The organism is Streptomyces sp. NPDC028331 (genome assembly GCF_055565775.1).
Map to the genome: position 1 here is coordinate 90906 of NZ_JBVHTR010000024.1, position 21038 is coordinate 111943.

General features: G+C 72.0%; 11 protein-coding genes and 1 pseudogene. 7 read left to right on the forward strand and 5 right to left on the reverse strand.

The features are described 5' to 3' along the window. Positions 1 to 127 precede the first annotated feature (127 nt). Genes ACZ4SW_RS29355 through ACZ4SW_RS29370 form a run of 4 tightly spaced genes read left to right on the forward strand, consistent with a single transcriptional unit; the run spans position 128 to position 11842 of the window. Positions 128 to 3331: a non-ribosomal peptide synthetase gene (locus tag ACZ4SW_RS29355; protein ID WP_468251651.1), complete on the forward strand. Its 3204-nt coding sequence runs from the start codon at positions 128 to 130 to the stop codon at positions 3329 to 3331. Positions 3332 to 3351: 20 nt separating this feature from the next. Continuing rightward, positions 3352 to 10368, forward strand: coding sequence for an amino acid adenylation domain-containing protein (locus ACZ4SW_RS29360; protein ID WP_468251653.1), 7017 nt, complete (start codon positions 3352 to 3354; stop codon positions 10366 to 10368). Between the two features lie 42 nt (positions 10369 to 10410). Then, positions 10411 to 10620 (forward strand): MbtH family protein, encoded by a 210-nt coding sequence (locus ACZ4SW_RS29365; protein ID WP_468251654.1) that lies wholly within the window; start codon positions 10411 to 10413, stop codon positions 10618 to 10620. Next, complete coding sequence (locus ACZ4SW_RS29370) at positions 10610 to 11842, forward strand: cytochrome P450 (RefSeq protein WP_468251656.1); 1233 nt, start codon at positions 10610 to 10612, stop codon at positions 11840 to 11842. The genes ACZ4SW_RS29365 and ACZ4SW_RS29370 overlap by 11 nt, the downstream gene beginning before the upstream one ends. A gap of 53 nt (positions 11843 to 11895) precedes the next feature. Here the strand turns inward: ACZ4SW_RS29370 and ACZ4SW_RS29375 are convergent, their stop codons facing one another. Continuing rightward, on the reverse strand, positions 11896 to 14385 hold the full coding sequence (locus tag ACZ4SW_RS29375) for a non-ribosomal peptide synthetase (RefSeq protein ID WP_468251657.1): 2490 nt from the start codon (positions 14383 to 14385) through the stop codon (positions 11896 to 11898). A 250-nt stretch (positions 14386 to 14635) separates the two neighbouring features. Between ACZ4SW_RS29375 and ACZ4SW_RS29380 the strand changes: the two genes are divergently transcribed. The 3 genes and pseudogenes from ACZ4SW_RS29380 to ACZ4SW_RS29390 all read left to right on the forward strand — a co-directional run. Beyond that, positions 14636 to 15835 carry a MalY/PatB family protein gene (locus ACZ4SW_RS29380; protein WP_468251659.1) on the forward strand — a complete coding sequence of 400 codons (1200 nt, stop codon included), beginning with the start codon at positions 14636 to 14638 and terminating at the stop codon, positions 15833 to 15835. A gap of 199 nt (positions 15836 to 16034) precedes the next feature. Then, positions 16035 to 17963, forward strand: a complete 1929-nt coding sequence (locus ACZ4SW_RS29385; RefSeq protein ID WP_468251660.1) for a B12-binding domain-containing radical SAM protein — start codon at positions 16035 to 16037, stop codon at positions 17961 to 17963. A 106-nt stretch (positions 17964 to 18069) separates the two neighbouring features. After that, positions 18070 to 18550 (forward strand): annotated as a pseudogene (locus ACZ4SW_RS29390) (hypothetical protein); the annotation flags it as partial. On the opposite strand, the gene ACZ4SW_RS29395 reads toward ACZ4SW_RS29390, so the two are convergent. From ACZ4SW_RS29395 to ACZ4SW_RS29410, 4 genes are all read right to left on the reverse strand, one after another. After that, entirely contained in the window at positions 18526 to 18771 is a 246-nt protein-coding gene (locus ACZ4SW_RS29395) for a DUF5133 domain-containing protein (RefSeq protein ID WP_200423651.1), read from the reverse strand. The pseudogene ACZ4SW_RS29390 and the gene ACZ4SW_RS29395 overlap by 25 nt on opposite strands. Positions 18772 to 18979: 208 nt before the next feature. Beyond that, on the reverse strand, positions 18980 to 19210 hold the full coding sequence (locus tag ACZ4SW_RS29400) for a helix-turn-helix domain-containing protein (RefSeq protein WP_468251662.1): 231 nt from the start codon (positions 19208 to 19210) through the stop codon (positions 18980 to 18982). A 150-nt stretch (positions 19211 to 19360) separates the two neighbouring features. Further along, entirely contained in the window at positions 19361 to 19852 is a 492-nt protein-coding gene (locus ACZ4SW_RS29405) for a hemerythrin domain-containing protein (protein ID WP_468251663.1), read from the reverse strand. A 523-nt stretch (positions 19853 to 20375) separates the two neighbouring features. Beyond that, the gene (locus tag ACZ4SW_RS29410; RefSeq protein WP_468251665.1) at positions 20376 to 20927 is read right to left on the reverse strand and encodes a CGNR zinc finger domain-containing protein; all 552 of its coding nucleotides are present in this window, start codon (positions 20925 to 20927) and stop codon (positions 20376 to 20378) included. Positions 20928 to 21038: the final 111 nt, after the last annotated feature.

Here is a 21038-nt window from a genome sequence, read left to right on the forward strand (position 1 = left end):
CCGCCGGTGCGCCCCGGGAACGGTCAATCGATCTTCTTCCTTGACACCGGAAAACGGATCTTCCTAGGGTGGCTCTGTTAATTCCTCACGCGGATTTGAGGCGGGGGCTCTCTGAATGTCTGACGACGTGGGTTTAGAGAATGAGATCGGTCCGGCCAGTGCCGAACAGACGCGATTCTTCCTGCTCGACCAACAGGGCGGCCGGGCGACCCTTCTCCACCACATCCGCGTCGACGGACCGGTCGACCCCGACCGTTTGACGGCGGCGGTCCGGTCGGTCGTCGCCTCACAGCCGGCGCTGCGGACATCCCTGCACCCCACCGCCGACGGCCTGTTGCGGCGCCTGCACACCACCGCGCAGGTCGACATCGCGACCGAACGGTCCGCGGACGACACGGTGCTGACGGCGCGCATCGCCGAGACCGGTGCCCCTTTCGTCCACGGGCAGGGGCCGCTGTGCCGGATCCGTGTCGTCGTCACCGGGGACGGCGCACACTGCCTGGTGGGGATCCATCACGCGGTGTTCGACGAGGAGTCGGCCGCCGTCCTGCTGCGGCTGCTCGCCGACGCCTACGCCGGCACACCGCCGCGGAGGGCCGACGACCGCAGACCGGCACCGGCCGCCCACCGCGTGGCGGCACTGGAGGCCTTCTGGTCCCGGGAACTCGACGACTGCCCCGCACACACCGCGCTGCCCCGGATCGCGTCCGCCGAACCGCCCGGCCATGCCACGGTGATCCTGCCCATTCCGGCGGCGCTGACCGCGGCGCTGCACCGGCGCGCCCGGGCGACGGGGGCGACCGTGTTCGCCCAACTCCTCGCCGCCGTAGGGGTGGTGGCCGGGTGGTACAGCGGCAGCGACGACGTCGTGCTCGCCACCGTCGCCACCACCCGCAACAAGGCCGACCAGGACGTCATCGGCTGTCTCCAGAACACCCTGCCGGTCCGCCTCCGGCTGACCGGGGCCGACACCGCGTCCGTGTGCGACCTCGCCGCCGACGCCCTCTTCGACGCGCTGGACCACGCCGAACTGCCTGTGGAGGACATCCTGCGGGTGAGCCGGGCCGAGCGCAGTCCGGGACGCAAACCCCTGACCGGCATCATCTGCACCCAGGCGTCCGCGCCCGCCCAGGTCACCGCAAGCGGCCTGGTCTGGCAGCTCACTCCGCCTTCCGTGGCGGCGGGCGAGTACCCGCTCGCAGTGACCCTGCACCGGGCCGCCGACGGCGGCGCCGGTCTGAGTGTCGAGTACGACCGCTCCCAACTACCCACGAGCGCCGCCGAATCGTTCGCCGAGCACCTGTTACGCGCCCTCAGCGCTCTCACCACCGAACCGGCCGTCCCGCTCACCCGGCTGCGGCTGACCGGCGAGGGCGGCCCGGGGGCCGGCACAGACGCCGACGGTGGCCACCCGGGAGCCGGCACCGGCGTGGGGGAGAGCGACCCCGCAGCCGTTACGAAGGCCGGCGCGGAACCGCACCCGAAGACCCGCCGGGCCGTACCCGACCACGTCGCCGAGCACGCCCGGCGCACCCCCGAGGCGACCGCGTTGGTGTACGGCGGCGCGCAGGTCGGCTACGCCGAACTGGACCACCGGGTCGGGAAACTGGCCGCCGCCCTGATCGAGGCGGGGGTACGGCCCGGTGACCGGGTGGCCGTGCGGCTGGCGCGCACCCCCGATCTGCTGGTGGCTCTGCTCGCGGTCTGGCGGGCGGGTGCCGCCTATGTGCCGCTCGACCCCGACTACCCCGCCGGCCGGCTCCGGCTGATGATCGAGGACGCCCAGCCGTCCGCGATCGTCGGCGCACCGGTACCCGGCACCGACCCCGGGGCCGCGGGGACGGTGGTCCTCGCACCGGACGCGGCAGCCCCGGTACCCGAGCGATGGCCGCGGATCCGCCCCGAGGACCCCGCCTACGTCATCTACACGTCAGGGTCGACCGGCAGGCCCAAGGGCGTGATCGTCCGCCACGAGAACCTGTCCGCGCTCTTCGCCGCCTTCGACCGGGAGTTGTCCGGCCCGCCCGCGGTCACCGTCGCGGCCACCAGCGTCTCCTTCGACATCAGCGCACTGGAGCTGTACTGGCCGCTCACCGCCGGCCGTGCCGTCCTGCTGACCGGGCACCGCGAGGTCGCAGGGCAGGACGTACCCACGGGTGCCCTCTACCAGTGCACCCCCACGGTGGCGCGGATCCTGGCCGACGACCCGAACGGGCGCCGCCTGCTGGGCCGGCTGGGCACCCTGCTGGTAGGCGGTGAACAGCTTCCGCGCGACCTGGCCGACCGGCTGGACGCACTGGTGCCCGGCGAGGTGCTCAACTGCTACGGCCCGACCGAGACCACGGTGTGGTCGACCGTCTGGCGGGTAAGGCCGCACGTACCCGTGCACATCGGCCGTCCCCTGCAGGGCGAGGAGTGCCTGGTGGTCGATCCCCACGATCGGCCGCTGCCGCCCGGTGTGCCAGGCCGGCTGCTGGTCCTCGGAGCGGGCGTCGGCTCCGGCTACTGGCGGCGGCCCGACCTCACCGCCGACCGGTTCCGTCGGTACGAGGGCCGCGCCGGGTACGACACCGGCGATCTCGCGGTTCTCGACCCCGAGCACGGCCTGCGGTTCCTCGGTCGTGCCGACGGCCAGGTGAAGATCCTCGGCCAACGGATCGAACTCGCTGAGATCGAGAGCGTGCTGCGCGCCCACCCGGCGGTCCGCGACGCCCTCGTCACCGTCGCCTCGGACGGCGCCACGGTCACCGCGTGTCTCGTTCCCGCGAGCGGCGCCCCGGACCCCGGCGCGCCCGTGCCGGTGCCACCGGAGCAGGCGGAGGAGATACGGCGGTACGCGGCCGCCTCTCTGGCGCCGGCGATGGTGCCCGCCGTGTGGCTGTTCGTCGGGGAACTGCCCCAGCTGCCCAACGGCAAGGTGGACCGGTCCACCGCGGGCGGCTGGGCGGCGCAGGCGATGTCGTCGCGGCCCGGTCCGCCGGACGCGGAGCCCGCCGGGCGGGCCCTCGACGCGGTTCGCCGGGCCTGGGAACGCGTCCTCGGTGCTCCGGTCGCCGACCTGGACACCACCTTCTTCGATCTCGGCGGCACCTCCGCCGGACTGCTGCGGGTGCTCGTGCTGCTGGCAGACCGGTATCCGGAGCTGACCGCCGCCGAACTCTTCCGTCACACCACCGTCCGCGGCCTGGCGCGGCGGCTCGACGCCCCACCGGGCGGCGCGGACGCCCCGGACGCCCGCCCGGCCCGGACGCCCGCTCGGGGCGCCTCCCGGGCCAGGGCACTGGGCGAATGGCGCCGACGGACCGAACGATCCCAGCAGCGACACCCGTGACGACGAAGGGTCGATGATCAGTGAGCACCCATCAGGCGGGCCATGCGCAGGCACCGATGGCCGCCCTGCCGCAGACCGCCGTCGCGGCCACACCGCACCAGCAGCAGCTCTACGTCGCCCATGAGCTGACACCGGATCACACAGTCCACGAGCTGCGGTTGACCGTCACCCTCGAGGGCACCACCGACACCACGCGGCTGTGGTCCGCCGTGGCCGAGTGCGTCCGGCGCCACGACGCGCTGCGCACCCGCTTCACCTTCGAGGGCACCACCCTGGTGCAGTCGGTGCACAGCGAACCGCCGTCGTTGTGGGCGCAGCCGGACGCCGCCTTCGACCCGGAGCGGGGACCACTGCTGCGGGCCGCCGTGGAACCCGCCGGCCGCACCGGTCTCCGGCTGACGCTGACCCTGCACCGCATGGTCGCCGACGAACGCTCCCTGGATCTTCTCCTCGACGACCTCCTGGCCGCCTGGCAGGCCCAGGACGCACCGCAGGCGACACACCGGGCCGCCTCACCCGCACCGCAGTTCACCGAGTACGCCGCGGCCGCCGCGGACGGCCCCCTCACCGCGGCCGCGGACGCCGAGGACCTCACAGCGCCGCGGCTTCCGAGCGTCCTTCCCGACCGGGCCGCCACCCATCGGTTGCGCCTTCCGGCGGAAGCCGTCACGGGTCTGCGCGACCTGTGCGCGGCGGCCGGCGCCGGCCTCGACGACGGGCTGACCGCCCTGCTGGCCCTGCTGGTCGCCCGGTACGCGGACACCGACGACGTCCTTCTCGCCACGGCCCGCGACGAGCGCGGGACCGCGTTCGCCTCCGCCGTCGGCCCGTTCACCACTGCCTTGACCGTCCACGCGGACCTGACCGGGGACCCGGACTTCCGCACCGTACTCGGACGACTCCGGCACCTTGCCCCTCGCGGCGCCGGGGCCGACTGGCCGGACGAACAGCCGCCGCTCCCCGTCGCCTTCGAGTTACGCGCGGGGCACACCGGCGCGTGGGAGCTGCCGGACGGGATCGTCGTCACCCGCCAGGACACTCCCGCGCCGCACCCCCATGCGCTGCGGCTGACCGTCACGCCGGACGGGGAGGCCCGCTTCGACGCCGCCTGGCCCGACTGGCTGACCGAGCAGTTCGCCCGGCACTACGCCGGGCTCCTCACCGAGGTCGTACGGAGCCCGGGCGCCCCGGTGCACACGCTCGCGGTGCCGGCCACCGGGCAAACGGCCCACGCGGCGCCGGAGGCGAGCGAGGAGACCGTCCTCGACCGGTTCGCCCGTCATGCCGCCGACCGGCCCGACGCCGTCGCGGTCCGCCACGGCCGGGAACAGCTCACCTACGCCGAGCTCGACCGGCGCTCCAACCGGCTCGCCCGGCACCTGCGGCAGCTCGGCGTGGGCCCCGAGGTCCTGGTCGGCCTGAGCGCCGAACGGTCCCCGGACCTGGTCGTGGCGATCCTGGGCATCCAGAAGGCCGGTGGTGCCTACGTCCCGCTGGACCCGGCGTACCCGGACGCCCGGCTGTCCTTCATCGTGAGGGACACCGCGCTGACCCATGTACTGGTCGACGGGCGGCCGGGCGCCTGGCTGGACGGCTTCACCGGCACCGTGGTCTCGCTCCGGGACGACGCGGCCGTCATCGCCGCGCACCCGGCCGAGGCACCGGCCCACCGGGTCCGCCCGGACGACCTGGCGTACGTCATCCACACCTCGGGTTCCACGGGAGAACCCAAGGGCACTCTCATCCCGCACCGCAACGTCGCCCGGCTGTTCACCTCGACCGGGCACTGGTTCGGGTTCGGCCCCGACGACGTCTGGACCCTGTTCCACTCCTACGCCTTCGACTTCTCGGTGTGGGAGCTGTGGGGTGCGCTGGCCCACGGCGGCCGGATCGTCGTCGTCCCGTACGAGATCAGCCGGGACCCCGGTGCGCTTCTGCGGCTCCTGGCCGCCGAAGGTGTCACCGTCCTCAACCAGACCCCGTCGGCGTTCGCCGTGCTGATGCGCGAGGAGGACCGCGCGGACGTCGCCGTACCGGCCCTCAGGTACGTGGTGTTCGGCGGCGAGGCGCTGGAGCCGCGAACGCTGCGCCCGTGGTTCGCACGGCACCCCGACGGACCGCGCCTGGTGAACATGTACGGCATCACCGAGACGACCGTCCATGTCACCTACCGGCCGATCTTGCCGCAGGATGCCGAGGAGGGAACCGGCAGCGTCATCGGCGTCGCCATCCCGGACCTCGCGCTGGACGTCCTCGACCACCGGGGCCGCCCCGTACCCGACGGGGTCACCGGCGAGCTGTACGTGCGTGGTGCCGGGCTCGCCCATGGCTACCTCGGGCGCCCGGAGCTGACCGCGGCCCGCTTCGTCACGCTGCCCGGCGGCCGGGCCTACCGCACCGGCGACCTGGTACGGCGGCTGCCCGGCGGAGAGCTGGAGTACTGCGGCCGGGCCGACGACCAGATGAAGATCCGGGGCTTCCGGATCGAGCCGGGGGAGGTGGAGGCGGCACTCGTCGGGCATCCGGACGTACGGGAGGCCCTGGTGTCGGCCGTCGACGACGGCCGGGACGGCGGCCCGCGGCTCGTGGCCCACGTCGTCTCCGAGCGGGCCGGCCTGGGCGCGGCAGAGCTGCGGGACCACCTCCTCGACGCGCTGCCTCCCCACATGGTTCCGGCAGCCTTCGTGGTGCTCGACCGCTTCCCGCTCACCGTCAACGGCAAGGTCGACAGGCGCCGGCTGCCCGCTCCGTCCCGCGCGGCCGACGCGCCGGTCACCGCCTCGGCCAACCGGGCGGAAGAAATCCTCGTCCGGGTCTGGAGCGAGGTGCTCGGCCATGAGCGGGTGGGCACCGACGAGAACTACTTCCTGCTGGGCGGCGACTCGATCCGCACCATCGCCCTGCTCAGCCGGGCCCGGGAACAAGGGCTGGACTTCCGGCTCCAGGACCTCCTGAAGTACCAGACCATCCGGGAGCTGGCCCCGCACACCTCCCTCGTCGCGCCCGGCAGCGGGGGCACCCGGTACCGGCCGCTGTCGCTGCTGACCGCCGATGACCGGGCTGCGCTGCCCGCCGACGTCGAGGACGCCTTCCCGCTCTCCCAGTTGCAGGCCGGCATGCTCTACCACAGCGGGCTGGACGCGGCCGAGCGGATGTACCACAACGTCTGCGGGTACCACATCCGGGCCGCCTGGTCCGAGGACGCCTGGCGCACCGCCGTGGACTCGATGGTGGCCGACCACCAGATCCTGCGGGTCTCCTTCCACCTGGAGGGTTTCGGTGAACCGCTCCAGCTGGTGCACCGCCGCGTCACGGCCCCGGTCTCCTTCGAGGACCTGCGCCATCTGGACGAGGCCGGTCGACGAACCGCCCTGGACGAGCGGTTCACGGCCGAGAAGCAGACCCCGTTCTCCTGGGAACAGGCCCCGCTGATCCGGTTCCACGCGCAGCGGCTGACCGACCACACCTTCCAGCTGTGGGTCACGGAGCACCACGCGATCCTCGACGGCTGGAGCGAGCGCTCGCTGATCACCGAGCTGTTCGACCGCTATCTGCGGTGCGTGGACGGCTCCGGGACATCCACGATCGTGTTCCCCGAACCCCCCGCAGCCCGGTTCGGCGCGTTCGTCGCCGAGGAACGCGCCGCCGTGGCCGACGAGGAGCATCGCGCCTTCTGGGCGGAGCACTTGGCCGACTGCGAGTTCACGGCGCTGCCCCGGCTGCGGCCCGCGACGGGGCGGCCCGACATGCGCATCGTCCCCGTGGAGTTGCCGCAGGACGAGGCGTCGGCACTGACCGAGTGCGCCGAACGGCTCGGGGTGCCCGTGCGCACCCTTCTGCTCGCCGCCCACCTGCGCGTGGTGTCCCTGCTCACCGGAAGCCCGGACGTCGTCACCGGCGTCGTCTACAACGGCCGTACCGAGGACCGCGACGGCGACCGGGTACTGGGCATGTTCCTCAACACCCTGCCTTTCCGGACCCGGCTGACCGGAGGCACCTGGGACGACCTGGTGACCGCCGTCAACCGCACCGACATCGCCGTACAGCCGCACCGGCGCTTCCCCATGCCGGAGATCAAGCGGGCCGTCGGCGGCCGGGAGCTGTTCGAGAGCTTCTTCAACTTCACCCGCTTCCACGTCTACCGCTCGGTCCTGGACCGGGCGGCCGAACTCGAGGTGCTCGACGAGCGGCGCGTCACCAACACCAGCATCCCGTTCGGCGCCGAGTTCTCCCAGGACCTCACCTCGGCCGCGGTACGACTGCATCTGCGCTACGACGCCGACCGGTTCACCGACGAGCAGGTGGCCGAGATCGGCGGCTACTACCGGCGGACGCTCACCGCACTGGCCACCGCCCCCGGGAACCGGTACGAACACACCGTGCTGCTCTCCGAGGCGGAGCTGCGCCGACTCGACCGGTGGCACGGCGATCCCGTCCCCCGGGACGGCAACCGCCTCTTCCCGGCGCTGTTCGAGACCCGGGCGCGGGAGCGGCCGCACGCACCGGCCGTCGTCGACGGCCGCGTCACACTCGGCTACGCCGAGCTGAACTCCCGGGCCAACCGGCTGGCCCGGGAACTGCTCGCCCGCGGCGCCGGCCCCGGCCGCATCGTCGCGCTCGCCCTGCCCCGCTCCGCCGAGCTGCTCGTGGCCCTGGTGGCGGTGCTGAAGACCGGCGCCGCCTATCTGCCCGTCGACCCGCAGTACCCGCGGGAACGGATCGCCCTGCTGTTGACGGACGCCCGGCCGACGCTCCTGGTGACCACCGCCGGGACGGACCCTGCCCTGCCCGCGGCCGACGTCCCGCGGCTCGTCCTGGACGACCCCGCGGTCGACCGGGCCTGCCGGCCCGACGGCGATGTCACCGACGCCGAGCGTCCGCGTCCGCTGAGCCCGGCGGACCCGGCGTACATCATCTACACGTCCGGGTCCACCGGGCGGCCCAAGGGCGTGGTCGTCTCCCACGCCAACATGGCCGACCTGCTGGCCTGGCTGGCCGGCTTCCTCGGCACGGAGGGGCTCACCCAGGTGCAGGCCACGACCTCGGTCAGCTTCGACGTCTCCGTCTTCGAGGTCTTCGGCCCGCTCGCCACGGGCGGCACCGTCCGGATCCACCGGGATCTGCTCGCCCTGGCGGAGGAGGAGACCCTGGCGGCCGGCCCGGTCACCGCGCCGGCCCTGGTCAGTGGGGTGCCCTCGGTCTTCGCCGACCTGATCCGGCGCCTGGACCCGGCGGTCACCGCGGGAACGGTGGTGCTGGCCGGCGAACAGTTGGGCGCCGCGGTGGCGAACGACATCGCGGCGGCGTTCCCCGGCGCACGCGTCGTCAACATCTACGGCCCCAGCGAGGCTCCCGTCTACGCCACCGGCTGGCTCGGCGACGGCCCCTTCGACCAGGCACCCCCGGTGGGCCGCCCGTCCTGGAACACGCGCGCCTACGTTCTCGACCAGGGACTGTGCCCGGTCCCCGTGGGCGTGCCGGGCGAGCTCCATCTGGGCGGCCCGGGCCTCGCCACCGGTTATCTCGGCCGGCCTTCGCTGACCGCGGAGCGCTTCGTCGCCGACCCGTACGGCGAGCCGGGAGCCCGGATGTACCGCACGGGGGACCTTGTGCGCTGGCTGCCGGACGGCAACCTGGAGTTCCTCGGACGGCTGGACGACCAGGTCAAGATCAACGGCTTCCGGATCGAGCTGGGCGAGGTGGAGGCGGCCCTCGTCCGCCACCCCCACGTCGCCCAGGCGGCCGTCACGGTCCGCGAGGACCGGCCCGGTGACCGGAGGCTGGTCGGCTATGTCGTCCTCGAACCCGGAGCCGCGACCGACGGCCTGGCGCTGCGCCGCCACGTCGAGGGCACACTGCCCCGGCACATGGTGCCGATGGTCGTCACCCTGGCGGCCCTGCCCCGCACGCCCAACGGCAAGCTGGACCGGCGGGCGCTGCCCGCGCCGGATGCCGGCAGCGCGGCGGGCCGCGAGGAGCGGCCGCCGGGCACCGCCCTGGAGAAGGAGCTGGCCGCCCTCTTCGGCGAGGTCCTGGGCACGGAGGGGCCGGCCGGCCGGCCCGGTGCGCACGACAGCTTCTTCGACCTCGGCGGTCACTCGCTCCTCGCCTTCCGGTTGCTGGGGCTGCTGCGCTCCCGTTTCGGGGCCCGGTTCGGCATCGACACGCTGTTCCGCATCCCGACCGTCGCCGGTCTGGCCGCCCTCCTCGACGGTCCGGCGCCGCAGGTCGACCCGGACGGTGCGCTGGACGTGCTGATCCCACTGCGGCCGCATGGCGGCCGGGAGCCGCTGTTCTGCTTCCACCCCGGCGTCGGGCTCGGCTGGGTGTACTCGGGGCTGCTGCGCCACCTGGACGCCGAGCGCCCGGTCTACGGCCTCCAGTCCCGCGGCCTGGACGACCCCGCCGCCCTGATCCCGGACCTGGCCGCGATGGCCAGGGACCATGTGGCACAGCTGCGCTCCGTCCAACCCCACGGTCCCTACCACCTGTTGGGCTGGTCCATGGGCGGCATCCTCGCCCACGAGGCGGCCCGGCTGCTGCGCACCGAGGGCGAGGAGGTCGCGCTGCTGGCGCTGCTCGACTCCTATCCCCGGCGCCCGGACGCCCGCCCGGTCGACTACGACCAGCCCGAGGCCCTCGCGGAGGTGCTGCACTCGCTCGGGATCCGGCACCCGGACGGCGCACCGCCGCTCGACCCGGCGGCGGCCCTGCGCGTCCTGACGGAGCACGGCAGCCCGCTCGGCACGCTGTCGAGCGATCAGCTGGCCTCGGTGGCCGAGGTGTTCACCAACAACATCAACGCACAGCGGCGGCACGACTCCCGGCCCGTCGACGTGGACGTGCTGTTCTTCGAGGCGATGGGGGACAAGGCGCCGGATCCCGAGGGGCCGGGCGACTGGGCGCCGTACACGAGCGGACGGATCGAGAGTCATCCGATCGCCTGCCGGCACGGTGACATGCTCGCCCCCGGCCCCCTGGCCGACATCGCCGCCGTGCTCGCCCGGCGCCTGGACGGCCCGGACCACACCGCGTGAGCGATCCCGTCGGCACCCTGCCCTACCTGTCAGGAGACACCTGTGAGAAGTCCCTTCGACGCCCCGGCCGACACCGTGGGCCGCTTCCTCGCTCTGGTCAACGACCGGCACGAGTACTCGCTGTGGCCCGCGGCGGCGGACGTTCCGGCAGGTTGGTCGGTCGCGTACGGTCCGGCCGCCCGGGCGGACTGCCTGGAGCTGATCGAACGATCCTGGGCGGACGACCTCATCGGGGCGTCGCATGACCGCTGACCTCACCGGCACCGTCGGCGGGCCCACGATTCCCTTCAACATGATCGACCCGGCCGTGCATCCGGACCCGGACACCTGCGACACCTGGCGCGAACTGCGGGAGAATCACCCGGTCGTCCGGTGCGAGACCGGCAACGGCGGCCCGGGGTTCTGGGCGGTCACGCGCTACCGTGACATCGCCGCGGTCTACCGGGACACCGCGCGGCTCAGTTCGGAGCAGGGCAACATGCTCGGCACCCTGCTCACCGGCGGGGACTCCGCGGGCGGCCAGATGCTGGTCGTCACCGATCCGCCCCGGCACACCGCCGTGCGCCGCATGCTGAGCGGCGCGTTCTCGGCCCGGGCCATGGCCCCGGTCGTGGACGGCGTGAGGGCCGCTACCCGCAGCCTGGTGGCGGCCCTAGTGGCGGCGGGCGGGGGCGACTTCGTCGCCGATGTCGCGGCGCAGATCCCGCTCGTCGCGATCTGCGAGCTGCTCGCCGTGCCGCCCTCGGACCGCGCCGCGATGCTGGAGATGACCATGGCAGCGCTGGGCGCGGACGGTTCGCAGGAGTCCCGGGAAGAGGCCGCGCAGGCCCAGCAGGAGATCCTGCTCTACTACGCCGGACTGCTTCCCGGCCGCCGCAAGGCGCCCGGGGAGGACATCGTGAGCCTGCTGGCCACCGAGGAGGCCGACGGTGCCCGGCTCAGCGACGCCGAGGTGCTGCTGAACTGCTACAACATCATCATCGGCGGCGACGAGACGACACGGCTGTCGTCCGCGGGCGCGGCGCTGGCACTGATGGACCACCCGGAGCAGTGGGAGCGGATGCGCCAGGACGAGGGGCTGCTCGATCCCGCGGTGGAGGAGGTGCTGCGCTGGACGACTCCGGTGACGCACATCGGCCGTACCGCCACGGCTGACATCGAGTTGAGGGACCGGCGGATCACCGCCGGCAGCATCGTCACGCTGTGGAACATCTCGGCGAACCGAGACGCGGAGATCTTCGAGGATCCCTACCGCTTCGACATCTCCCGCACCCCTAACAGGCACCTGACCCTGGGTCACGGCCCGCACTTCTGTCTGGGGGGACCGCTGGCCCGGGTGGAACTGCGCGTCATGCTGGAGGAGTTGCGCCGTCAGGTCGGTGAACTGGAGCCGGCCGGGCCGGTCGAGCGGATGGCCTCCAGCTTTCTGACGGGCGTCAGCCGGCTCCCGGTGCGATGTTCGGCGGGTTCGTGACGGGCCGGGGCGGGCGGCACGCCACGGTGCCGCCCGCCGGTGTGGCCGGCCGGTCAGGCCACGTCGCCGGGCGGCTCGGCGTCCGGGTCGCCCGCGGTGTTCTCCAGATGCCCGGCGAGCTCCCGCAGGGTCGGATGCCGGTACAGGTCCGCCAGGGTGAAGCCCGGTATCAGCGCCATGGTGCGCATGGCCTTCATCGAGTCGCCGCCGAGCATGAAGAAGTCGTCGTCCCGGCGCACCGACGCGACGCCCAGGACCTCCTGCCAGACCGTGCCGAGCCGTGCCTCCCAGGGGCCCTGCGGCCGGTCCTCGGCGGGCACCGCGGGGTCCGGTCGGGCCGGTCCGGGCGCGAACGCGGCGGGAAGGGCCTTGCGGTCGATTTTGCCGTTGGGGCTGAGGGGCAGCGCCGGCAGCGTGAGCAGGGCACCGGGGACCATGTGCGGCGGGAGCCGGGACGCCAGGTGCTCCCGTACGTCGTCGGCCCGGAAGCCGACGCTCTCGTGCGGCACGGCGTAGCCGACCAGGACCGGGGCGCCGGCGGCATCGGTCTGTGCCGTCACCACGGCCTCCTTGACCGCCGGATGGTCGCGCAACGCCGCCTCGACCTCGGTGAGTTCGACGCGCAGGCCATGGATCTTCACCTGCAGGTCGACCCGGCCGATCAGCTCGATCAGTCCGTCGGCGTCGAACCGGGCCAGGTCTCCGGTGCGGTAGAGGCGCTCGCTCACAGGTCCGTACGACCACGACAGGAAGCGTTCCGCGGTCCGCTCGGGCTGACCCAGGTACCCGCGGGCGAGCCCGGTGCCGGCCAGGTACAACTCGCCCGTGACACCGGGCGGTACGGGCCGCAGGGCGTCGTCGAGGATGTACACCCGCTGGTTGGCCATCGGGCGCCCGTACGGGATGCTCGTCCAGGCCGGGTCGGTGGCCTCGACCTCGAAGAGGGTCGAGTAGATGGACGCCTCCGTCGCGCCGCCGAGGGAGATGAAACGGCACTCGGGTGCGCGGGACCGGATCCGGTCCGGCATCCGCAGTGGGATCCAGTCACCGGCGAGCATCACCAGCCGCAGGTCGCGCAGGGGCAGCGCCCGGCCGGCCGGCTGCGGGTCGGCGCACTGCTCGTCGGGTGCAGACCGCTCGGCATGGTCGAGGTGTTCCAGGACCAGTTCCAGCAGCGCCGGCGCGGTGTTCCAGAGGGTGACCCGGTGCCGGGCCGACAGCTCGGCCCAGTGCCCGGGGTCCCTGGTGCGGCCGGGCGAGGGCAGCACCAGGGTGCCTCCGCCGACGGGCACGCCGAGGAATTCGTACACCGACATGTCGAAGCTCGGCGACGACAGGCCCAGGACCCTGTCGCCCGGTCCCACGTCGAAGCGGGTGTTGAGGTCCGCGATGTTGTTCATCACACCGCGATGGCACAGGGCGATGGGCTTGGGCGTGCCGGTGGAGCCGGACGTGTGCATGACGTAGCAGAGGTTGTCCGGACCGGCCAGAGGATGCGGATCGTGGTCGGGCTCGGCGGCCAGCTCGTCGGCCGCACGGTCGAGGACGATCAGATGGGCTCCGGGCCCCTCGGCCTGCGGGAGCCCGTCGGCGAGGTCGCTTCGGCTGATCACGGCCACGCAGGAGACGCCTGTGATCATGGCGGCCACGCGCGCGCTCGGGTAGCCGGGGTCGAGCGGTACGTAGGCGCCGCCCGCCTTGAGCACGCCGAGGATGGCGACCAGGAGATCGGGCGACTGGTCGAGGTACAGGCCCACACGCCGGTCCGGGCCGACGTCGAGTCTCCGCAGCCGGTGGGCCAGCCGGTTGGCGGCCGTGTTGACCTGGCGGAATGTCAGCAGCTCGTCGCCCTGGGCCACGACGACGGCGTCCGGGGCGCGCGCGGCCTGAGCCTCGAACGCCTCGTGCAGACACGACCGCTGGTGCGGCAGTTCCGCCGCGGTGGCGTTCCACTCGACGAGGATCCGGTGCAGTTCGCTCTCACCGAGGAACTCCAGCTCCGCCAGGGGCAGGTCCGGGCGGGCGAGCCCCTCGGCCAGCAGGGCGTGGAAATGGGCGAGCAGTCGCTCGGCCGTGGCGGCGTCGCAGACCGACTGGTCGTAGCGCAGTTCGACCGGCAGCGGACCTTCGCCGACGGCGGGCAGTACGAGCCGTGCCTCGTACGGGAGGCCGGCCGGCACCGTCGCTCCGATGCCGACGACCGTGGGGACGCGGCTCCCCGCCGGGTGCTCCTGTGCCGCTCCGGCGTCCTTCACCAGCGCGCGGAAGGTGGCCTCCCCGGTGACCGTCAGACGGACGGCGGTGTCGTCGGAGCGGTCCCGGCTCAGCCCGAGTTCGACGTGGTTCCGGCCGGTGTACCGGTACAGCAGGGCGGCGAACGCGGCGACGGCCACCCGTTCCCGGGTGGTGCCACAGGTCTTCGCCAGCGTCCCGAGGGCGGCGTCGTGGATCGCGGGGACATTCCGGCGCGCCGTTCCTGCGCAGCGCGGCTGGGAACCACCGCTCGTCCGGTCGCCTGGGAGCTGAACGGCATAGGAAGTCAATTCCCCGCCTTCCGTCTCGGAGTTCCGGGCGGCGCATGCACGTATTCGGCAGGCAACCGTTCCCTGACTGACATATTGACAAATACATTGCCACAACGACTGGTTGGCCAGATTATCGATCACCTTCGGCCGTCACAAGGTGACGAGCGTCACAGTATTTCTTCGAGAACTGGGAGCGCAACCTGATGCAATGCCTTTCGGGGTATCGGCTCCGTAGCGGGATTTTCCCGACCGGCCGGGAGGTCGCACCATGAACTCCTCCGCCTTGGCCGCGCAGTCGGCACTGGATTCTCTCGACATTGGCGAGTTGTCAAGCCGGGACGGGGAGAAATGGGCGCACGCCGGAGCGGACGTGCTGGCTTCCTGGGTCGCGGACATGGACTTTCCCACGGCACCCGCGATCCGTGAGGCGGTGGCGCGCCGGGCCGCAGGGGACCTCGGCTATCCGACGTGGTTCGACGAGTCGGAGGGCGGTCCGCTCGGCGAGGTGTTCGCCGAGCGCACCCGGCGCCGTTACGGACACCTCCCGGACCCCACCCACGTGCGGCTGTTCACCGACGTCAACCAGGCGATGCTGGCCATCCTCCAGCTGGCCACCGCCCCCGGCGAGGCGGTGCTGGTGCACACCCCGGCCTGCCCCCCGTTCGTCGAGGTCATCGAGCGGATCGGCCGCCGGCCGCTGACAGTGCCGATCGAGGACGACGGCACGGGCTGGAGGTTCGATCCGGACCGGATGGAACGCGCCGTGGCGGGTGCGGGACCCGGGCGCTGCCGCGCCCTGTTCCTGGTGAATCCGCACAACCCCACGGGCAGGGTGTTCAGGCGTGACGAGCTCGAGGCGCTCGCAGAGCTGGCGCTCCGCCACGACCTGCTGGTCGTCTCGGACGAGGTGCACGCGGATCTGACCCACGCCCCGCACCGGCACGTCCCGTTCGCCTCACTGGGCCCCGAGGTGGCGGCCCGCACCGTCACCCTGACCTCGGGCAGCAAGGCGTTCAACCTGGCCGGGATCCGCTGCGCGGTCGCCCATGTGGGCCCCAAGGCCGTGCGCGAGGCCGTCGACGCCCGGCGGGGCCTCCTCTTCGGTCAGGTGGGCGTGCTCGCCGTGGAGGCGCTCAAGGCCGCCTGGACATCGGGCGATTCCTGGCTGGAGGAGGTCATGGGACTGCTCGACCGCAACCGCCATCGGGTGGCCGAGCGGCTCCCCGCGGGACTGTCCTACCGGGTTCCCGAGGCCGGATTCCTCGCCTGGCTGGACTGCCGCCGCCTGGACGTGGCCGACGATCCCATGGCCTTCTTCCGCGACGAGGCCAAGGTCCTGCTGTTCTCCGGACCGTCCTTCGGCGCGGCGGGAAACGGATTCGTGCGCCTCAATTTCGGCACCTCCCTCAAGGTGCTGGACGAAACACTGGACCGTATGGACACCGCTGTCCGGCGTCTGTCGAAGTGACTGTCTTCTTTGTCCTGTTGACTCGCACCGGGCGCCGCCTAGTAAGGTGACGACAAAGATCACGGGGGCTTTCTTGATTACACATACGGTCGACAAACCATGCCAGTCGAACCGATTTATCAGGCGCTCCGTGTCGGACCCGCACAACCGGGATCAGACGGCCAACTCAATCAGTTCCGTCTAGCGATCCGGAGGGCTGATGACCATTCACACTGTCGAAAGCGTGCAATTCACCGGCGGAAATGTACGCGTACATCGGCCGGGAGACGCGGCGGACCTCGCTTCCTTCCGGCAACTGCGCCGCATACGCCGGGAGAGACTGCTCGACGACCTGGCACAGGGACGCACGGCACGCCGCTACTTCCCGGTGCTGTCGGTCCTGGCACCCGTCATGACCCAGGCCGAGGGGGAGATCACCTACCCCGGTGATCCGATGTGCCTCTACACGGCGCTCTCCGTGGCCGTGCACCGCGCCGTCGATGACGCGGGCCCACTCACAGAGGCCACGCACTACACCGACTTCGCCCCCGAGTGGACCCGGTTACCGTCCAAGGAGTACCGGCTTGCCGCCGGGGCGGACGGCTACCGGCCGTACGGCAGCGACCCCAACACCGACCAGACGGTGTTCGACCCGCGGGTCTGGGACGACGCGGCCAGAGTGCGCTGGATCCGGCTGCTGCGCGACGTGCGCCCCCGGGTGGTTCTGATCAGTGCGGTCTCCCCCGCACACCGCTACGCGCTGGAGATCGCCTCCCTCGTCAAGAGCGAGCTCCCGGAGGCCTTCGTCATCCTCGGCGGCCGGCACGCGGACGAGACCATCACCTGTACGCCGGACGGCCTGAGGCTTCTCCTGAAGCCCAGCAGCCCCCTGTCCGTCATCCAGGAGGGCAGGGCACCCCGGGTCATCGACGCCGTCGTGACCGGCGAGGCCCATCACGCGGTGGACCTGCTGATGCGAGCCGTGGCCCTCGCCGTCGACCTCGACCGGCAGTGGGTGGACCGCGATCGCGTCCTCGGACTCCTCCAGGGACTGCTCGCCGAGGAGGGTCCCGGCCCGGGCCAGGCCCTGGCCGTCCTCGCCGCGGACGACGGCTTCGACGCCGTACCGCTGCGCGGTCGCACCCTCGACCTCGCCGAACTTCCCTCGCCCTACGAGGCGTTCGCGATCCGCTCGCACTTCCCGATCTTCACCGCACCCGGCACCGGCGTGGTCCTGCGCACCGCCCACTTCATGGTGTCCAACGCCTGCCCGTACCGCTGCAACTTCTGCTCGGAGTCGGTGCAGGTGGCGGGCACCCTGAAGCGCTTCAAACACGACCCGGTCGGCACGGCGGCCGAGCGGGTCTGCGAGTACGTCCACTACGGCGCCGAGTCGCTCTTCTTCGACGACTCGGTGTTCTGGAGCGGACGTTACCGGGACATCGCGGAGTTCTGCGACGCACTGGCCGAACTGCGGGCGGCGGACGGCGAGCGGATCCCTGCCCGCTTCCGGGCGCGCCTCGGCGATCCCGACGACCTCGAACGGCTGCGCCGGCTCCAGTGGGGCGCCCAGCTCACCGTGGACACGCTCGTGGCCCTGCACTCGCCCGAGCAGTCCGCCGAGATCCTGCGGAAGATGAAGGCCGCCGGGTGCACCTATGTCTACATGGGCATCGAGAGCATGTCGACGCAGGTCATGGACCACATCCACAAGAACCTCCGCCGGGACGAGACGCGCCCCTGGAAGGCGAAGGTCAGGGAAGCGGCCTGGCTGGTGAAGGAACAGGGGCTGCAACTGGGCACCTCGGTGCTCTTCGGCCTCGACGGAGAGACGCGCGCCAGTATCGACGAGACCATCCACGAGGTGGGGCGGCTGATCGACGACGGTTTGATCGATCTCGCCAGCCCCAACATCCTCACCTACCATCCCGCGACGCCGGTCACCGCCCGGCACGGCATGCAGGACCGGCTCGACTACCACTCGCCCCGTATCGACAACCGGAAGCCCTACATCTACTTCGAGGAGGCCTTCCCCGGGGTGGTATCGGTCCTTCTCTCAGAGGACGACATCTGGCACATCCACAACGAGACACGCATCCACTGGGGCACCGTCCGCAACGGATCGTCTCCGACCGCGGCGGTCCCGTGATCCCTGAGCCTGCTGTACAACATCGACTCCTTGGACGGCCCTGGGCACCGCCCGTGTCTTCTCGCCGTCGTCGCCGTGAACCGGATTGATATTGCCAGAGATCGGCACGGTACGCGGGCGTCCGGTCGACGGACGGCGGGTGGCGGTCCGCGTGCGAGTGCGGCGCCCGGTGTGTCCCACGCCCGGCTGCCAGCAGACCTTCCGTGAGCAGATGCCCGGGGTGCCCCACCGCCGCCAGCGACGCACGGCCCGTCCGACCAGGAAAGGCAAGGTCGTGGTCAAGGGGTTGGCGGGCCGCGCGGGATCACGTTTGTCGGCAATATCCGCCGGGGGCCTGTCTCGCCACACGGCCCTGCCCACCGGCCGGACGCACGCGTTACCGTGCCGCCCTCGTCGACCCCTACCGCGAGCACCCGCGTGAACGCGGGGCCGAAGACCCCGCCGTCCCCGTCAAGCACCTCTTCGAAGAGATCAAAGCTCTCGGCTTCACGGACTGCCTCAACCTCCTGCACACGTACATCAACCAAGGCCGCGCAGACGCCGACCACAGCCGGACGGCAGCTCAGGCAGCCAGGGTCTGGCTCACCTCGGCGGTCTCACAGCCGCCCGCCCGGAGCTGTTCGAGGAGGGCGTCGGCGGCAGCGAGGGCGTCGTTCACCGACCGGGTGCCGGTCATCACACAGAGGGTGTACGAGGTGTCTTCCAACTCCCGGCTCGAACGGCCGGTGGGCTGCAGGTCGTGACGGAACCGAGCCTCGGCGAAGCGGGCCAGCAGCGCGCGCAGTTCCTTCTCAGCAGGGAGCAACACGTGGACAACCTCTCTCAAAAGGCGGGCCGTCACGCCGGACCCGAGCACCCGCAGAAAGGGGGGCACTCGCCAGACGGCGCCGCACTCGACGGCAGAAGACACCTTGGGTACGTCGTGTGCCCCCACAAGATCACCGCATGCACAGTTTCCGCCCCGCCCGGCAGACGACACCGCCCCGGAGCCGGCTGCCCTGGAGGCCCGGGGGCTGCTACCCCACTGGGCGGGTGGTGCCGGGGCGCACGTCGCCTCCCCGGGACCGCAGCGGTACGCCCGCTTCGGTGAGCACACGATGCACGAAGCCGTACGACCGGCCGTGGGCCTCGGCTATGGCCCGGATCGACCGCCCTTCCCCGTACTCCCTGGCCAGGACCTCGGCCAGCTCATCACGCGCGCCACCGGTGATCCACTTCCTCTTGTGCACGAAAATCTCCTCTCGCATCTCCAGGCGTCGTGACTGATCACCGATTGCCCGTGACGCCGCGACCCATGTGCACCTGCTGCTCACCTGGGGCGCAGCGCCCTGGGGCCGGACGGTGCAGGACCCGCGGCCGGGGCCCTGACCGGCGTGGGACGCCCGCAATGCGCACGGTCAGGAGTTGACGATGCGGCGCACGTTGTCGACCGAGCCGCAGCCGGCCTTCAGCTGACGCTCGCGCTCCTCCAGGAACGCCGCGCCCAGTTCCGCACGCCGCTCCATCGCCACGTTCTCGCGCGCGCCGTTGAGGATGGTGCGCTCCTCCTCGTCGGCGTGGTGGGTGACGGCCTCCACCAGTTCCTCCAGCTTGGAGTCCCACTCCTCCGAGCCCACCTCCTCCACCTCCAGAAGGTCGAGGAGGGCCTTGTTGCCTTCCTCGTGCTCGTGCTCGCCGTGCTCGACCTCTTCGTCGTCGATGCGCTTGTACCTTTTCAAGGCGGGATAGACCTTGGCCTCCTCGGCCAGCGCGTGGGCGATCAGCAGGTCCGCGAACTCCTGCAGCGCGGCGGACCGGTCGGCTTCGACGCTGCGCATCAGGCGGAACAGGTCCTCCATGCGCCGGTGGTCCTGAAGGATGAGCTCGACGACGTCGTGTGTCTCGGCCATGGCAGGGCTCCACTTTCGTTGCGAACGGTTGGGGTCACTACCACTTACCCTCGTGCCCTGCATTGATGACTTCCCGGCGCCGTGGCCAGGACGCGCCTCCGGTGCCCCCGTCCGGCCTCGCTGCATATCGTCCTCGCGCGGAGGCTGAGTGCCAACGTTCTGGGGCGTTGCCGTCGGCGGCGACCATCTCGACCGCCGTGACGCGGTCGATGGTCAGTCCGCGTACCCGGCCCATCAGTCCGATGCCCTCGGCCGTCGCCAGGCCGCCGACGGCGGCATCCCCGGAGTCGCCCGAGCCGATGGCCGGTCCTCAGGGAGACAGTGCTGCGGCGACCTCGCCCCGGCAGGCGCCGGGACCGATGAACAGAGGAGTCGGAGCCGGGTGCCCCGGCGGAATTCGGCGCCTTCGCAGTTGTTCAACGTCGCGTAGGAGGGCGTACGCCGGTTGCTCGCAACGGCGGTGCGGGTACGGAGGGCCGCTGTACACGGGCGTCCTCGCTGGTGATGGCGAGCGCTGCGCGGGTCAGGCCTGCTCGCCCCGGCGGGTCCGGCGGCGGTAGGCGGCGGCGTTGATCCTGCTGCCACAGCTCTGTTTCGAGCACCAGCGCCGGGTGCCTGCCCGGGAGCGGTCGAGGAAGAGACGGGTGCACGGCCGGCCCGCGCAGCGCCGGACGAGCAGGCGGTCGGGGCCGCCGAGCAGATCGCTTGCGGTCGCTGCGATCGTGGCCAGCACCTCGGGGACCCCGCCGCGCCGTTCCACCCGGCCCAGGGCCTGCAGCGCGGGGCTGACCGGTGGGTGTGCGGCGGCCTGTCGAATCTCGGCGACGTCCTGCGGGTCGGCCGCGTGTCCCTGAACTGCGGCGAGTGCCAGCCGGTAGATCGCCTCGCGCAAAGTGCGGGCCCTGTCCAGGTCTGTCTGGCTCACCGCGTCCAACCGGTCGACCACCCCTGCTCCGGCGGCCCACCGGGCGAAGTCCCCGGGTTGGGCCAGAAGTTCCTTGGGCCGGGTGTCGCGCCAGGCCACGGTCGCGGCGAAGTCGAGGGCCAGGTGATCACTGACGTAGGTGAAGCTCACACTCCGAGTATGGGCAGCACCGGCATGGGATGCACATGACGTCACACCTTCAGGGTATGACGGAGGGAGGGCCGTGTGGGGCGGCCGAACCGCGGAATCCCGGTCTGGAGG

Coding starts and splice junctions, on each gene's coding strand:
- ACZ4SW_RS29370 (WP_468251656.1), top strand. CDS start 10,610: ATGACCGCTGACCTCACCGGCACCGTCGGCGGGCCCACGATTCCCTTC.
- ACZ4SW_RS29380 (WP_468251659.1), top strand. CDS start 14,636: ATGAACTCCTCCGCCTTGGCCGCGCAGTCGGCACTGGATTCTCTCGAC.
- ACZ4SW_RS29385 (WP_468251660.1), top strand. CDS start 16,035: ATGACCATTCACACTGTCGAAAGCGTGCAATTCACCGGCGGAAATGTA.
- ACZ4SW_RS29400 (WP_468251662.1), bottom strand. CDS start 19,210: ATGCGAGAGGAGATTTTCGTGCACAAGAGGAAGTGGATCACCGGTGGC.
- ACZ4SW_RS29405 (WP_468251663.1), bottom strand. CDS start 19,852: ATGGCCGAGACACACGACGTCGTCGAGCTCATCCTTCAGGACCACCGG.